14 protein-coding genes are annotated in these 14,150 nt (G+C 52.7%); 9 read left to right on the top strand and 5 right to left on the bottom strand.

Features of this window, described 5'->3' with window-relative positions; all coding sequences use genetic code 11:
* The first annotated feature begins 53 nt into the window (after positions 1-53).
* A complete protein-coding gene (locus ACF8YQ_RS09085; protein ID WP_224848257.1) occupies positions 54-1,001 on the top strand; it encodes a LysR family transcriptional regulator in 948 nt (315 codons plus the stop codon).
* A 141-nt stretch (positions 1,002-1,142) separates the two neighbouring features.
* Here the strand turns inward: ACF8YQ_RS09085 and ACF8YQ_RS09080 are convergent, their stop codons facing one another.
* Positions 1,143-2,219 (bottom strand): alkene reductase, encoded by a 1,077-nt coding sequence (locus tag ACF8YQ_RS09080; protein ID WP_396623263.1) that lies wholly within the window; start codon positions 2,217-2,219, stop codon positions 1,143-1,145.
* Between the two features lie 277 nt (positions 2,220-2,496).
* Between ACF8YQ_RS09080 and ACF8YQ_RS09075 the strand changes: the two genes are divergently transcribed.
* A complete protein-coding gene (locus tag ACF8YQ_RS09075; protein ID WP_153740089.1) occupies positions 2,497-3,537 on the top strand; it encodes a zinc-binding alcohol dehydrogenase family protein in 1,041 nt (346 codons plus the stop codon).
* 87 nt (positions 3,538-3,624) lie between these two features.
* On the opposite strand, the gene ACF8YQ_RS09070 is transcribed toward ACF8YQ_RS09075, so the two are convergent.
* Entirely contained in the window at positions 3,625-4,485 is an 861-nt protein-coding gene (locus ACF8YQ_RS09070) for an alpha/beta fold hydrolase (protein ID WP_396623262.1), read from the bottom strand.
* 154 nt (positions 4,486-4,639) lie between these two features.
* Here ACF8YQ_RS09070 and ACF8YQ_RS09065 point away from each other — a divergent pair, with 154 nt between their 5' ends.
* From ACF8YQ_RS09065 to ACF8YQ_RS09050, 4 genes are all read left to right on the top strand, one after another.
* A complete protein-coding gene (locus ACF8YQ_RS09065) occupies positions 4,640-5,254 on the top strand; it encodes a TetR/AcrR family transcriptional regulator (RefSeq protein WP_126813103.1) in 615 nt (204 codons plus the stop codon).
* Positions 5,233-5,484: a hypothetical protein gene (locus ACF8YQ_RS09060; protein WP_396623261.1), complete on the top strand. Its 252-nt coding sequence runs from the start codon at positions 5,233-5,235 to the stop codon at positions 5,482-5,484. The genes ACF8YQ_RS09065 and ACF8YQ_RS09060 overlap by 22 nt, the downstream gene beginning before the upstream one ends.
* Before the next feature lie 86 nt (positions 5,485-5,570).
* Entirely contained in the window at positions 5,571-5,897 is a 327-nt protein-coding gene (locus ACF8YQ_RS09055) for a hypothetical protein (RefSeq protein ID WP_224848268.1), read from the top strand.
* Positions 5,898-6,019: 122 nt separating this feature from the next.
* The gene (locus ACF8YQ_RS09050; protein ID WP_224848270.1) at positions 6,020-8,356 is read left to right on the top strand and encodes a glucose/quinate/shikimate family membrane-bound PQQ-dependent dehydrogenase; all 2,337 of its coding nucleotides are present in this window, start codon (positions 6,020-6,022) and stop codon (positions 8,354-8,356) included.
* 40 nt (positions 8,357-8,396) lie between these two features.
* On the opposite strand, the gene ACF8YQ_RS09045 is transcribed toward ACF8YQ_RS09050, so the two are convergent.
* On the bottom strand, positions 8,397-10,334 hold the full coding sequence (locus ACF8YQ_RS09045) for a TonB-dependent receptor family protein (RefSeq protein WP_396623260.1): 1,938 nt from the start codon (positions 10,332-10,334) through the stop codon (positions 8,397-8,399).
* Between the two features lie 358 nt (positions 10,335-10,692).
* On the opposite strand from ACF8YQ_RS09045, the gene ACF8YQ_RS09040 reads away from it, so the two are divergent.
* The 3 genes from ACF8YQ_RS09040 (at position 10,693) to ACF8YQ_RS09030 (ending at position 12,079) form a co-directional block, all read left to right on the top strand.
* Positions 10,693-10,944, top strand: a complete 252-nt coding sequence (locus ACF8YQ_RS09040; RefSeq protein WP_396623259.1) for a hypothetical protein — start codon at positions 10,693-10,695, stop codon at positions 10,942-10,944.
* Positions 10,944-11,186, top strand: a complete 243-nt coding sequence (locus ACF8YQ_RS09035; RefSeq protein ID WP_224848274.1) for a hypothetical protein — start codon at positions 10,944-10,946, stop codon at positions 11,184-11,186. The genes ACF8YQ_RS09040 and ACF8YQ_RS09035 overlap by 1 nt, the downstream gene beginning before the upstream one ends.
* Positions 11,187-11,290: 104 nt before the next feature.
* Positions 11,291-12,079 carry a DUF2071 domain-containing protein gene (locus tag ACF8YQ_RS09030; protein WP_396623258.1) on the top strand — a complete coding sequence of 263 codons (789 nt, stop codon included), beginning with the start codon at positions 11,291-11,293 and terminating at the stop codon, positions 12,077-12,079.
* A 330-nt stretch (positions 12,080-12,409) separates the two neighbouring features.
* Here ACF8YQ_RS09030 and ACF8YQ_RS09025 read toward each other — a convergent pair whose 3' ends face one another.
* Together ACF8YQ_RS09025 and ACF8YQ_RS09020 are read right to left on the bottom strand one after the other, a co-directional pair.
* Positions 12,410-13,030 carry a tyrosine-type recombinase/integrase gene (locus ACF8YQ_RS09025; RefSeq protein ID WP_396623257.1) on the bottom strand — a complete coding sequence of 207 codons (621 nt, stop codon included), beginning with the start codon at positions 13,028-13,030 and terminating at the stop codon, positions 12,410-12,412.
* 316 nt (positions 13,031-13,346) lie between these two features.
* Complete coding sequence (locus ACF8YQ_RS09020) at positions 13,347-14,099, bottom strand: VIT1/CCC1 transporter family protein (protein WP_023010251.1); 753 nt, start codon at positions 14,097-14,099, stop codon at positions 13,347-13,349.
* Between the last annotated feature and the right edge of the window lie 51 nt (positions 14,100-14,150).

The raw sequence follows: 14,150 nt of genomic DNA, 5'->3' as shown, positions 1-14,150 counted from the left end.
CCAATGCTGGTCAGACTTATCCGGGCCCACTGCCATCATTCAGGTACCCCACGATGAAAACCCAGGAGCTGCAACTCCTCTATATTTTCGACGCCATCATGACCGAGCGCTCGGTGACCCGAGCCGCCGAGCGTCTGGCCATGACCCAGCCGGCGGTATCCAACGCAATTTCCCGGATGCGCCAGATCTGGAGCGACCCGCTGTTTGTCCGCAAAGGTCGTAACATCGAGCCAACGTCTTATGCCTTGAGCCTGTGGGACCAGGTAGGCGGGCCCATGTACGCGCTAACCAACGCGGTTTCAGCCACTCAGTTCGACCCCGCCAATTCCAAACGGAAGTTTCGCATCGCCGCTAACGACGTGATCGTTGAGATGGTCTGGCGCCAGTTAATCGAATTGCTGGAGCGGGAGGCGCCCGGTGTCGACCTGCACGCGGTCCCGTACACGCCCGATGGCACCTACGACGATCTGCGCGAAGCCCACGTGGACCTGGCGGTTGGCGTTCTGAACCAGCACGACCACAGCCTGCGGAGCACCTGGTTGTTTGAGGGTGGCTACGTGCTGGCGATGCGCGAAGGACATCCGCTGGCGGGTAAGCCGATCACCATGGAGGAATTCCTGGAGGCCCGGCATTTGCTGGTGTCCATGTCGGGCGACGCCCATGGTTTCGTGGACAGCTACCTGGACCAGAAGGGACAAAGCCGCCGGATTGCCGCCACCGTCAACCATTTCTCCATTGTGCCGCAGGTGCTTCGGGAGACAAACCTGATTGCGGCGGTGCCGGAACTCATCAGTCAGGACTGCGGTTTTGTGAACGGGCTCTGGATGGGAGAGCTGCCCTTTGAGGTTGATCCCACCAGCATGTACCTGGTCTGGCACGCCCGCCATGACCGGGATCCCGGCATTGTCTGGATTCGGGACCACCTCGAGCGCCTGCTGCGGGATCGCTGGCACGAAATCATGACCACCTCGCCCTGCGGGCGGCACCTGAAAGCGGTCTAACCGGCCAGAGAAGTCGCCGCCACAGATGGGACACTAGGGCCTCAGACTGGAAGAAACAAGAAAGGAGATCGCGCTTTCAAAGGTCATGTGTTCTGCGCAACGAAAAAGGGGGCTAACAGCCCCCCCTCTCGACATTATGCTTCAGCTAACTCTTTCAAGGTAAGGGTAGTCAATATACCCTTCCGCACCCTGGGAGTAAAAAGTCGCCGGATCTGCTTCGTTGAGCTCGGCGCCAAGCTTCAGGCGCTCCGGGAGGTCCGGGTTGGCAATGAAGGGCACGCCAAAGGCGACAGCGTCGGCCAGTCCGGATTCGATGGCTTGTTCTGCTTCTTCACCGGTGTAGCCCATGTTGAGGATCAACTTGCCCTTGAAGTGTTCGCGGACCGGAGTAATGACGTCCGCTTGCTGTTCCCCGAAAAAGTCGCCGCGCATCAAATGAACAAAGGCCAGGCCGTAGTCGTTCAGGCGCTTGGCGAGCCAGGTAACCAGACCGACCGGATCACTGTCCTTCATGCTCTGGAAGCTGTTGAGGGGGCTCAGTCGAACACCGACGTTCTCGGAACCGAACACTCCGGATACGGCTTCAATCACCTCCAGCAGAAGTCGGGTGCGATTTTCGATCGGGCCACCGTAGGGGCCTTCTCGATGGTTGGAGCTATCACGCAGGAACTGGTCCAGCAGATAGCCGTTGGCGCCATGAACCTCAACACCGTCAAAGCCGGCGCGCTTGGCATTCTCGGCGGCGGTGCGGAAACCGTCGATGATGGCCGGGATTTCGCTGTCGGCCAGTGCGCGGGGAACCGTGTAGGACTTCTTACCTTCCGGTGTGTGCACTTCATCGCTGGTGATGGCAATGGCGCTGGGCGCTACCGGATCCTTGCCGTTGTTTAACACCGGGTGGCAGGCGCGGCCACCGTGAAAGATTTGCAGATAAATCTTGCCACCTTTGGCGTGTACCGCATCAGTGACTTTCTTCCAGCCTTCAACTTGCGCCTCGGAATAGATACCGGGCTCGCGCCAGAAGGCCGAATTGCCTTCAATAGCCATGGTCGCTTCAGTGATGATCAGGCCGGCAGAGGCACGCTGGGCGTAATACTCAACCATCATATCCGTGGGAACGTGATCAGCGTCGGCACGGACGCGGGTGAGGGGGGCCATGAAGACCCGATTGGCCAATTCACGGGCGCCCATTTTCAGGGGAGTAAAAAGTGTGTTCATAGCATCCTCGGGAAATTTTGTGTACAAGAGCTGACAGTATATTCGCCCGTTGGCCGGGCGGACTAATTCGCACGAGACATATCAATCATCATCCTAACTGATGCGACACGCTGTTCATCGGTTCCGCTTTCACGAGTTCGTCCTGTAGAAGATACGGAACCACACCGGTAAGCCCGGCGGCTTCTTCCTCGGCGTTCCCGCTGTGTTTTTCCCGTTTACCCGAATGTAAACGGCGACCATACTGTGCGCTACTCGAAAATCATTGCGGAGACAGATAATGAAAGCTGTTGGATATCGGGAATCTCTTCCTATCGAAAACCCTGATGCGCTGCAAAATGTTGAGATGGAACGTCCCGTCGCAAAAGGCCGGGACCTGTTGGTCAGAGTCAAAGCCATCGCCGTGAACCCCGTTGACTTCAAGGTACGCCAGCAGGCAGAGCCCGAACCAGGCCAGATCAAAGTACTTGGATGGGATGCCGTTGGAGAGGTAGTGGCAATAGGCGAGGGCGCTTCACTCTTCAAAGAAGGTGACACCGTATTTTATGCCGGTGACGTTACCCGTCAGGGCAGCAACGCTGAATACCAGGTTGTCGATGAGCGTCTGGTTGGTCGGAAGCCTGCCAGCCTGTCCGACGCCGATGCTGCGGCGTTGCCCCTGACCACGATAACAGCATGGGAAATGCTGTTTGACCACCTGCAACTTGAGCGACAGTTGGCTGGGTCCATCACTCCAAGCGACGATGTGGTGCTTGTGATTGGCGCCGCAGGAGGCGTGGGTTCAATTCTAGTCCAATTGATCAAACAGCTGACAGGCGCGAAAGTACTCGCTACGGCATCTCGCCCGGAATCGAAGGCCTGGGTTGAATCATTGGGTGCGGATTTTGTTTTGAATCACCGTGAACCCTTGCAGCCCCAGATCGAAACACTGGTGTCTGCCGGCAAAATTGGTTCTGTGACCCATGTGGCCAGTCTTAACGCCACAGATCAATACTTCGATGATTATGTGGCGGTGCTTAGGCCGTTTGGAAAGATTGCCATGATCGACGATCCTGCAAGTCTGGACGTAATGAAGATCAAGCCGAAGAGTCTGTCATTACACATTGAATTCATGTTCGCCCGCTCAATGCACCAGGCGGATGATATGCAGGTTCAGCACGACTTGTTGAATGAGGTCTCACGGCTTGTAGATCAAGGCTTCATCCGCACAACTGCAGGGAAGCACCTCGGAGCGATCAACGCTGAGAATCTACGTGCCGCACACGCCGAACTGGAATCAGGAACCGCCGTTGGCAAGATTGTGCTGGAGGGTTTTGGCTAACGGGTTCTACCCCGTTACTGCGGACATTCCTAAACAAAGCTATGCCCCGGAATTCAAAGCTGACGTGGTAGAGTGGAGGTATCAGGTTCAGCCGTTGGACTCCAAGCCTTCCAGAATATGCGGCCAGCAGGCTTTGCATCGGCTGCGCAGCAGGTCGCTGTGGCCGATTTCTTTCAGGCCAAAACTGCCTGGTTCCAAAAAATGTTTTTTTATCTGGGCGTTGGGCAGCAGGCGCAGAAAGTCTTCCACGTTTGCAGGCACGGCAATGTGGTCATCTGTTGCGGTTAGCGACAGCACGGGGGCTTTTATATCCGCATAGTGATGCTGCCTTATTTCCTCTCCAAAACTATTTTCTACGTACCCTGGCGAACGGCACCACTGTCGCCATTGCCTGGCGACACCGGCGGGAAGATCCTCACCGAAACCGATGATTTTGGTCGGCCAGTAACCTTTGACTGCAACGGAGAGCGGTTGCCAACCGTGGAACAGTAGTTTGGCGGCCAGCTTTGTTTTCAGTTTCAAGTTATCGAAATGGCCTGACGATGCTGCAATCAGAACGTAGCTGTCTATTTGAGCGAAGTTGGGCATTAAACCGATCAACTGCGCACCGGCGCTATGGCCAACAAGGCTTACCGGCAGGCCTGGTGCAAGAGCGACGAGTTTTTCTAGCGCTGCCGGCAGGTCCAGCGTACCCCAGTCGACCAGGTCGCTAGAGATCTCTGCTAGAGGAATACCGTTGCGAGAATCCCCAATGCCTCTATTGGAAAACGTCAGCACTGCGAAGCCTTGCTCGCTCAGCCAGGTAGCAAAACTGAAATAGACTTGATGTCGAAACCCGGTGGCAGGGGCGATGAGAACGGCACCGGGAGGAACGTCTGTTGCTGGTCTGAAAAAATGCCCGGTGAGCCGATAGCCGTCGTCACAGGTTATTATGGTTTTTTCCATCATTTACCCAATTAGTAAGCCGCTGTTGCCAAAACAATTCGGCAGTTGTGGAATAAAAGAACAATATTCGGTAAAAGAAGATTATTCTGGTTTTGCCGAAGCTGTCAAACGGTAGAATGAAGGTCACGGCTAGTTCAAACAGGCTAATATCGATTTGATGAACCCATTCCATATTTTAGAAAACAAGTTTCCGGGCCGCAGGGCTGCGCTGAAAAGGGACATCCTGGAACAGGCGCTCTATTGTTTTATTGAGCTTGGGGTGGAGGCCACCACCATCGAAGCCATCAAAGCCCGCTGCGAAACGAGTGTAGGGGCGATCTATCACCACTTTGGCAACAAGGAGGGTATTTTAAGCGCACTCTTTTTTGCAGCTCAGGATGATCAGCGACAACATCTGGACCGGGAGTTAGCCAACACCAACAGCCTTCGCGAGGCTGTGTATTCAGTTATCTGTAGTTATCTCGACTGGGTTGTCGCCAATCCCGAATGGGCAAGGTTCCTGTATCAGGCGCGATCAGCAGTCGCCAAAGGGCCATTTCAGGAGGAGCTGAAAGATAGGAATGCGAAAGGCTTCCGGGAACTCAAAGCAAAGTTGCTTGGCTTCGGTAACGAAAGTAACAGCATTGTTCAGCCGTTCGAGATCGTAATCTCTCTGATCGTCGGCCCGTCGGAAAATTACTGCAAAGCCTGGCTGGCTGGCCGAGTACAGACTTCGCCTCGGGATTATCGGGAAGAATTCGCGGAATCCGCATGGCGATCGCTTCAGAGGTGATCCAGCTGAAAATATTTGCCTCGCGTTGTTCCTGGATCATATTCCGCCACAATGGGTGTACCGCCTATAATGTTTCCGATCAGCACTGGAGATATGTGGTAGAGCAGGGCGGTAAAGATAGTCATTTCTCCATTCACCACCAGAGCAAAAATTTCGTTGGCCCCGGCGATGACATGCGTAAAATCACCCGCCGCTATCAGCCAGGACCTATACGGACACAACCTGTCTAATCGGTGCTACGCTATTTATAGCGTGTGTTTTACCGCTTGAGTAAGCACGGTTTATCCCGGTTCCCTAAAAGAAATTGGAGTCCAAGATGACCAGCAACTTAACCAAGAAAATGCTCGATGATTGGGAGCAACGTTCAACCCATGTGAAAGAGCAAATAAGTACAGAGGTTGTTCTCAACAAGGCGGACCTGATCAAGATAGAAGCGCTTGCCGAGACTTACGACCTGCCTGCCAGTGACTTGTTAGCCAATCTCATCAACACTGCTTTGCTGGAGATAGAAGAGCAGATGCCCTATGTGCCTGGCGATAAAGTGATTCGAGTTGAAGAGGGTGAGCCCATATACGAAGACGCAGGGCGCACGCCTGAGTATATGGCGGCAAAAGCCAAGTTGGAAAAAAGCCATAAAAATTGACCGTTAACACGAGCGCTACGCGTCGCCACATCGGAGTTGCGCCCTCTCATTCTAGAACTACCCTTTTCGAAGGGAAATTGCCTGCGTAGCATGAAAAGCTAGCTAATTATGGAGCTTGTCGAATGATTATATTCACTATTGTTTTGTTACTACTAGGCATAGTGCTACTGGCCGGTGGTGTGTGGCTGGTTTCTCTGGGAGGCAGCCTTTATTACGCCATCGCCGGTATAGCACTCATCGTTGCTGGGTTGGCATCTAAAGGGCGCAGACCCGTTGCTCGTTGGGTATACGCTGCGTTTCTGGCGGGTACCGCAATCTGGGCGCTGTGGGAGTCCGGCCATGATTGGTGGCCTTTGGCTTCACGGCTAGGGGTGTTCCTGCTGCTTGCGATCCCGCTCCTGTTTCCTGGGCCAAAAGCTCAGCGAGGCGGCGTCATGGTTTTGGCTCCGGTATGGGTGGTCGTTGGTCTCATCACGGTTTCAAGTCTTGCCTTTGATCGGCATCAGATTCATGGGCAGCTCAATGAGGAGGTCGTCTCTGCTGATCCCGAAATGGGCGACATTTCAGATGAAAGCTGGCATGCCTACGGAAGAAGCAACTTGGGGCAGCGGTATTCACCACTGGATCAGATTACCGTCGAGAACGTCGGCAAGCTCGAAAAGGCATGGCAGTATCAGACGGGTGATCTGCAAATGCCAGAAGACATTGGTGAGATCACCTACGAAGCTACACCGATAAAGGTGGGTAACAGTCTATTCCTGTGTACACCGCATAATTGGTTGGTGGCGTTGGATGCAGATACAGGCGAGAAGCAGTGGGTTTATGATGCGAAAGTGCCCATGGAAAGCCAGCGGCAGCACCAGACCTGCCGGGGCGTGTCATATCTGCCGCCGTCGGAGGGTGATCCCAACGGGATAGAGGTTCAGTTGATCAAAGAACCTGCAGAGGATCTGGCCAGTGTTCAGTGTGACGCTCAGCTCTTTATGCCGACATCGGATGCGCGTCTCTTGGCGGTTGATCCGGAAACAGGCGCACGTTGCAGTGGATTTGCCGAAGACGGCTCTCTCAATTTGATGCATAACATGCCGTTCAAACAGGCCGGTTTTTATTATTCAACGTCGCCGCCCGTGGTTGCTAATGGCTTGGTGGTTGTAGCCGGTGCGGTAAACGATAACTACGATATTAATTCACCCTCCGGTGTGATTCGCGCGTACGACGTTAAAACCGGCGAGTTGCAGTGGAACTGGGATCCCGGTAATCCTGAAAAAACTGCGCCGATTGCTGCGGGTGAAACCTACAGTACCAGCACACCCAACAGCTGGGCGGTTGCAAGTGCAGATGAGGAACTCGGCCTTATCTATTTCCCGATGGGAAATCGGGTGCCTGACCAGCTGGGCATGTATCGGACTGAAAATGACGAGAAGTATGCCTCGTCGGTGGTGGCTCTGAGCATAGAAACCGGGGAGGTTGCTTGGGTGCAGCAATTTGTTCACCACGATTTGTGGGACATGGATACCCCAGCCCAGCCCAGCCTTTTGGATTTAGACACCGAAAATGGCAAAGAGCCTGCGCTGGTTGTTCCAACCAAACAAGGCGACGTTTATGTTCTTAATCGGGAAACTGGAGAGCCCATCATTCCGATTTCTGAACTGAAAGCGCCGCAGGGTACCATTGAAGGTGATTATGCTGCCGAAACTCAGCCGATATCCGGCCTTAGCTTCCGGCCGCCGGAGTTAACCGAAGCGGATATGTGGGGTGCAAGTGCGGTAGACCAGATGATCTGCCGTATCAAATTCCGATCTCTGCGCTATGAAGGCCAGTACACGCCGCCCTCAGAGCAGGGCACTATCGTCTATCCGGGTAACTTTGGGGTCTTTAACTGGGGCAGTATTGCCGTAGACCCTGAGCGGCAGGTGATGTTCGGTATGCCGTTGTATTTGGCGTTTACGTCTAAGCTAGTGCCCAAAGATGGAACTGATCTTGGCGAGACCAATCAGGGTGAACAGGGTGTGAACGAAAACGCCGGGGCGCCTTACGCTGTGGAGATGAAACCATTCCTGTCTCCCATGGGTATCCCTTGTCAGCAGCCACCTTGGGGCTATGTGGCAGGTGCGGATCTGCGTACTGGCGAGGTGGTTTGGAAGCGTAAAAATGGCACGATTTACGATATGACCCCACTGCCACTGCCTATCGAAATGGGTGTGCCGGGCATTGGTGGGCCCATTATCACCGCTGGTGGTGTGGCCTTTATGGCTGCGTCGGTGGATGATTATCTGAGGGCCTATGACCTGACAACCGGTAAACAGCTCTGGGAAGCGCGCTTGCCCGCAGGCGGACAAGCAACGCCCATGACTTATCTAAACAGTAAAGGGGAACAGATGGTGGTTCTCGTCGCCGGTGGTCATGGTTCGGTTGGAACCACCTTCGGTGATTATGTGATTGCCTATAAGTTACCTTGATTTGAGCCAACAAGCCCTGCCCGAGGGCAGGGCTAAAGCTTTAGAAAGTAAACTCGAGCCCGGCGTACCAAGTGCGCCCGGATTCGGGCTCAAAGTTACGGTCATTACTGGCGTTTATACGAACATTGGCGAAATGATTTCGGTCCGTCAGGTTGCGTATGCCCGCAAAACCCTTCAGTAGAAGATTCTGACCGGCGTACAAGTTGGTTCCGCCTCGCACGTTCAGCAACCAGTAATCGTCGACTTTTACATCATTCCTGTCATCGGCAACCATGTCGCCGACATAGAGCGCTTCCAGTCCCGCAAAAACACCCCCCAGCCCCTGCCATTGTAGGCGATTGTTCCAGGTCTCCTCGGGCAGACCAGGTAATCGGTTACCGTCATACCCTTCGCCCCCGGAGCGGTAGTCGTCAAACTTATAGCTCGCCAACGTCAGAGCGCTGTCTAGGCGCAAGCTCGGAGTTAATAGCCAGCCAATGGAAGCCTCCATGCCTTTTCGCGTTGTATCTCCGGCATTGCGATAGAAGGTCCGGTCATCCGGTCCCGCCAACTCATAAGGAATTAGTTCGTCTCGAACGTCTACCCAGAAAAGCGAAAGGTCGTAATCAATGCCGTTATCGAACGCACCACGTAAACCCAGTTCATGATTCAGAGATTTTTGAGGTTCGGTCTCGGGGTTCAATCCGCCCACCCCTGATGGATTGGCAAACTCCGAGAACGTCGGTGTTTCAAACGCGGTGCTGATATTTGCGTAGGTCTGGTGAGTATTTAGGTAGTGATAGCTCAGTCCTGCAGAGCCGCTCCATTCACGAAACGTCCGCTTCCCGCTTTGGTTGCCGTCCGATGCAAAATCGTCATCCACCTTCATTCGAATTCGGTCGAACCGGCCTCCCACGGACAGCAGCAATTGATCTGTAACATTTAGGTCGCCTTGTGCAAACACGCCTAACGCCGTTGCTGTTTGCAATTCGTCTGCAGTTAGGTCTTGTAGATTACCGCTGAAACTCATCTCTCTGCGAATGCGGTCATCCCGTTGTTCCCGTGCTTCTACCCCGGCTACGTAGCGAAAAGGTAATCCACTTAATTCAAGGGACTGCCGGTAATCAGCTCTGGCCCCAAAATAGTCACGGTCGTAATCTATTCGACTATCACCAGGGTAGGGCAGCTGCTGCTCGAAATTCCGACGTATGTAAAAAGTATTTACGCGCAGTTCGCCGGGCCCCGCGGATAGGTCCTGATATTGCAAACCAAGTACTTGCTGATCGACAGTTTGCCCGGTATCGAACTTCTCGGTGAATTTGCCAGCCTGGGACTTGTCTTCTCTCCCTTGCTCTGCGGTCAATGCCCCCGGATCTTCCGAGCGAGGGTTCTGTAGCAGGTTGATGATAGCGGTCAAAGAGCGATCATCGCCTAGTTCACGGCGCAGCTTAGTATTGAGCAAGTATTTTTCAACTTTCGCCTGATCACGATAACCTTCATAGTTAAGTGCGGAGGCGCTTATGCTGTGTGACCAAGCACCATCCTGGCCGCTATTGGTTACTGAAAGTTTGCCGAAGTCATGGCTGCCGCCTGTCATACGAACCGATGTTTGGTCTGGCTGAGAACGGCCATCGGCTGTTGTTACACTGATTACGCCTCCCGCCGCATTACCATACAAAACCGACGCAGGTCCTCTGATTACTTCAATTCGCTCAGCGGTATCAAGGTCGATTGCGTCTAGTTGTGCCTGTCCGTCCGGGAGGGTGTATGGAATGCCATCAACCATAATGGTAATGCCGCGAACTCCAAACGGTGCTCGGGCCCCAAACCCGCGTATCGCGATGCGTTCACCTTGAGCAAAGTTCTCTTGATTTTGTATATAGAGGCCGGGTACTTGGGTAAGGCTTTCATTGAGCTTTAATCGCGGTTGACCTTCCCGGATGGGGGCCTGTCGAACGACCGATAAGGCAGCTGGGGTTTCACGCAGGGAACGCTCCAATATCGGTGAGGTAACCACTATATCGGCAGGCGCCTGAGCGTAAACTGTGGGTGTGATAGTGGGAGCAAGTAGCCCATTTATGAGAACAGAGGGATATTTGAGAGTTTTCATAAGGCTAGTGTAGACAGGTATGATTTAAAGTCCCAGCCGGACATTGCTTGAAGTGGACCCCGGATAAACCCTCGCGTTCTGCGGTGCGCTTCTTGAGCATTTCTTTTTCGGCGCGATTCATCGTTTTCTCCCTGTTCAGTTCAACTCCGATAATTCTAGAGCAGAAAGGCGACATTCTGCCACGAGCCCTCGGCTCACCAATGTCAGGAGACCAAAGGATATCGATACCATCGAGGTGAACGGCATAATGATGGTCGTTGCCAACGGCAAGGGGGTTTCCTTGTCTACCAAGCAAAGGCTTGATTCTACTCCGATGTCTGGTTGGGTATGGAAGATTCCTAGGAATACCATAGTCCCGCCAGGGCTAAAGCTGATCAATGATCGCCCAGGCCATTACAGTGTGTGCCCAGCTTTTAACATGCCACTTGATGAATTCAAAGGGCTTCTCGCCAAGCTGGCACTGAAGTGCCAGAAAGTGTTCAAAAAGCAGGTGGTGTGATGAGTACCCTCAGAGAGCTAAAAATATCCTTGTTGGACTGGGAAACTCGAGCAATCCTTGAATCGCTTTCAAAAGAAATCGAGAGGCTAAAGGGAGTTGCGGAAACATCTGAAGATGAAGATGAAGCTGCTGATGCGGGGAACGATTGCCTTGAACTCGTTGGACTCAAAGAGCGGCTTGAGTCAGAAGCTGTAGCCGTTTTCGGTAGTCAGATTAATAATTTTAGCAGCGAAGTAGTGTAGCTTTAACCAATCGGTCAACCGGACGCCAAAAGCTAGCAGCTTTTGGTTCCCTCCGCTGCGCTCCGGCGCCGGTTACCATCAGCGTTAAATTTCAGGAAATCACTTTGCAGGAAGCGAGAAAATTTGAAGACTGCCTAACCGAACGACCCAGGCCGAAGGGGATTGACGTACTTTGCGGCTTGAGGCACTTCGCAATAATTACGTATGCAGTTCCCGCCGAGAGATTTAGTGGGATATTTCCAGATAGGTTCCAGTTAGACACTATTGAAGTTGATGGACGAACGCTGGGATTGATTTCGGTTGTGCCATTCATCGATGTCGATTTTACGTCGGCGGTTTTTCCGTTTCCAAAGTTCAATATGGGCCAAACCAACTATCGCATTTACATCATAGATAGGGTCACAGGTGAGAGATGCGTTTGGTTTCTCGGCACTACGCTTGATTCTTGGACCCTAGTAGTCCCAAGGTATTTATGGAATCTACCCTGGCATGCAGGGAAGGTGAAATTTGATTGCCGCCTTAACCAATCGACAGGTTTGTACAAAAAGTATGAAATGACCACCGAGTCCAGCTGGGCAGAAGCGGCTGTTGAATTGCAACAATCAGAAGAAGACACTTTTAATTTACCAGGATTTCCTGACACAGAGTCAGCTCTGCTTTACCTGACGCATCCTCTTGCTGGTTTTTATTATCGTAGAGACGGCAAGCTCGGTACCTATAGGGTTTGGCACAAGGAATTATTGGTAAAGCCAGCGACTCTCAAGTCGGCAAAGTTTGGACTTTTATCTAGGCTTGGAATTGTTTCAGAGTCTGAGCAACTCAATCCATATAGTGTGCTTATCGAGCCTTTGAATGAATTTACCATCTATTTGCCGCCAACTGTCGTCGGCTGAATATTTCAAGTCGCGCAAGGCGGACGTCCCTAACGGGCCGCCGCTTCGCTTGGCGTTACCCCTAGTCTGAATGTTCGCTTTGCGACCAAACCCAACTTCGCTTTTCAGTCACTGGGGTATGCTATTAGGCATGAAATCCACGTTGGGTGGGCCGGAGTAGTCAAATTAGTCGATCTCGAGGGGGCAGGGCAGCTACCTGTATACGGCCCTATCAACAAGTTTATTCCAAGGTAGGTGAAAATTTTAACCGGTCATGTACGCAAACCAAGGGCATTCGAGGCGTTTGGATACTAATAACGACCGTGCTTTAAATGTTATTCGGGTGCTGGACTAACCAACATATTCGTAGCCAACATCCTGCAACGCTTCCTTCAACGACTCCTCAGGAGGTTCTTCGTAGATAAGCGTTGTTGAAGGTGACACATGGCCAGCAATCTTTTGAGCGACCTTAACGGACTTCTTTTGTTCATGAATGATATTCGTCATTAACGTCCTCCGACCACTGTGGGAGCTGGCTCGCTCAATACCTGTCCACTGCCGCTGCATGAGAGCGAAGTGTTCCTGGAGAGTATTGGGAGAATAGGGGCCTCCTTTTTGAGTCAGGAATAGGGGATCGGTCTTATTCACCGAAGGTTGCGCCGCCAAGCGGATCGCAAGGTAATTTTCGATAGCTTTTCTCAGCGCGATGTCATCCATTGGAAGATCACGCGATCTACCACGATGTTTTTTGACCTCAGGATAAAAATCCTTCGGTTTGATCTCGGCGCCGGCCTTGGCCATGATTTCAATTCGCTGAACAAGATGGTGGAAATCGTGAACACCAAAACTGATTCGACGCGGCTGATACGTGGATTTGGACCGCTTCAACGCATCGGCACACTTAATGTAAGCCGAAGGCAACGCAAGGATTTCCGTAAGTTTGAAAGAGCGCTGACCAGAATCCGTACTCACAGGGCCAAGCTCGGCGACGTCTTTTATCTGGAGAAGCGCGACATCCTGGACTCGTAGTCCGAGCTTGAAGCTGATACGAGTCGGCGCCGTGTTCTTTTTCGGGTATCGATGCTTCTGGATAATGCCTAACAGGTGGGCGAACTGTTCGGGAGTAAGCGCGGGTGGCTGGCCGGTTTGCTCATCGGCTAAGCTCCTGGTAAGCCGCTAGGATGCAAGGAGAGAATGCAAAGATAGAATCCGTAATGCTGTTATTTGAACGGATACCAGACTGCGCATAATGTATATTATGTTAAATATGATATTCACCGCTGAAGACCTAACCTCCCAATAACCTCTGCGCAAAATGCCCAGCACCAAATGCCAGCCCCGCAGCGGCCGTACCCATGCTCAATGTTCGGAGTCCTGATCGCACTACCGGTAAGCCATATACGATACTCTTAAGCATTCCGATACCGAGGAAGACGACTCCTGCCAATCCAAGACTGATCATGAACTGAATCCGACTCTCCAACCCCGGGATCGCATAAGGAAGCAACGGTAAAGCACCGACCGACAAAAATGCAGCGAACGTTGTCAGCGCAGCTCGACGTGGGCTAATTCCGGCACCCGAAAGTCCGTACTCTTCCCGCAACATGGTTGCCACCCAAACATCGGGATTACGACTAATGACATCTACAACTTGCTCCAGCAATTCACCGTCAAAGCCCTTCGCCTGAAAGAGCTGGCGAATTTCCTCGCGTTCACCTTCTGGCACAGCAGTTATATGTTCCCGTTCTGTGCGCTCAGCAAACTTGATTTGATTCAACTGCACCTGACCCGCTTCATAATTACTCACGGCCATGCTGAACCCGTCTGCAATCAGATTTGCAAAACCAAGCACCAGCGCGACCTGGGGCGAGAAGCCAGCACCGAAGGCCCCCGATACAACCGCAAACGTTGTGACGCAGCCATCGATGCCGCCAAGCACAGCATCTGGTAGCGTCGAGGCCTTAACGGGACCAGCAAGCCGTGCACGAACGGCATTAGGCTGGTGCTCGCTGAGCAGTCTTTCATTTTCTGTGGATGGCATCTTTCAGCTTCCTGTTCAGGACGCGATTTGGTGCTTTGGGATTATAGGCTC

This window comes from Marinobacter sp. W-8 (assembly GCF_044342215.1).
In the GTDB taxonomy this organism is placed as follows: Bacteria; Pseudomonadota; Gammaproteobacteria; order Pseudomonadales; family Oleiphilaceae; genus Marinobacter; species Marinobacter nauticus.
The sequence above is the reverse complement of the archived record's forward strand: the minus strand, read 5'-3'. Positions and strand labels throughout refer to the sequence as shown.

Coding starts and splice junctions, on each gene's coding strand:
- ACF8YQ_RS09085 (WP_224848257.1), top strand. CDS start 54: ATGAAAACCCAGGAGCTGCAACTCCTCTATATTTTCGACGCCATCATG.
- ACF8YQ_RS09080 (WP_396623263.1), bottom strand. CDS start 2,219: ATGAACACACTTTTTACTCCCCTGAAAATGGGCGCCCGTGAATTGGCC.
- ACF8YQ_RS09075 (WP_153740089.1), top strand. CDS start 2,497: ATGAAAGCTGTTGGATATCGGGAATCTCTTCCTATCGAAAACCCTGAT.
- ACF8YQ_RS09070 (WP_396623262.1), bottom strand. CDS start 4,485: ATGATGGAAAAAACCATAATAACCTGTGACGACGGCTATCGGCTCACC.
- ACF8YQ_RS09065 (WP_126813103.1), top strand. CDS start 4,640: ATGAACCCATTCCATATTTTAGAAAACAAGTTTCCGGGCCGCAGGGCT.
- ACF8YQ_RS09060 (WP_396623261.1), top strand. CDS start 5,233: ATGGCGATCGCTTCAGAGGTGATCCAGCTGAAAATATTTGCCTCGCGT.
- ACF8YQ_RS09055 (WP_224848268.1), top strand. CDS start 5,571: ATGACCAGCAACTTAACCAAGAAAATGCTCGATGATTGGGAGCAACGT.
- ACF8YQ_RS09050 (WP_224848270.1), top strand. CDS start 6,020: ATGATTATATTCACTATTGTTTTGTTACTACTAGGCATAGTGCTACTG.
- ACF8YQ_RS09040 (WP_396623259.1), top strand. CDS start 10,693: ATGATGGTCGTTGCCAACGGCAAGGGGGTTTCCTTGTCTACCAAGCAA.
- ACF8YQ_RS09035 (WP_224848274.1), top strand. CDS start 10,944: ATGAGTACCCTCAGAGAGCTAAAAATATCCTTGTTGGACTGGGAAACT.
- ACF8YQ_RS09020 (WP_023010251.1), bottom strand. CDS start 14,099: ATGCCATCCACAGAAAATGAAAGACTGCTCAGCGAGCACCAGCCTAAT.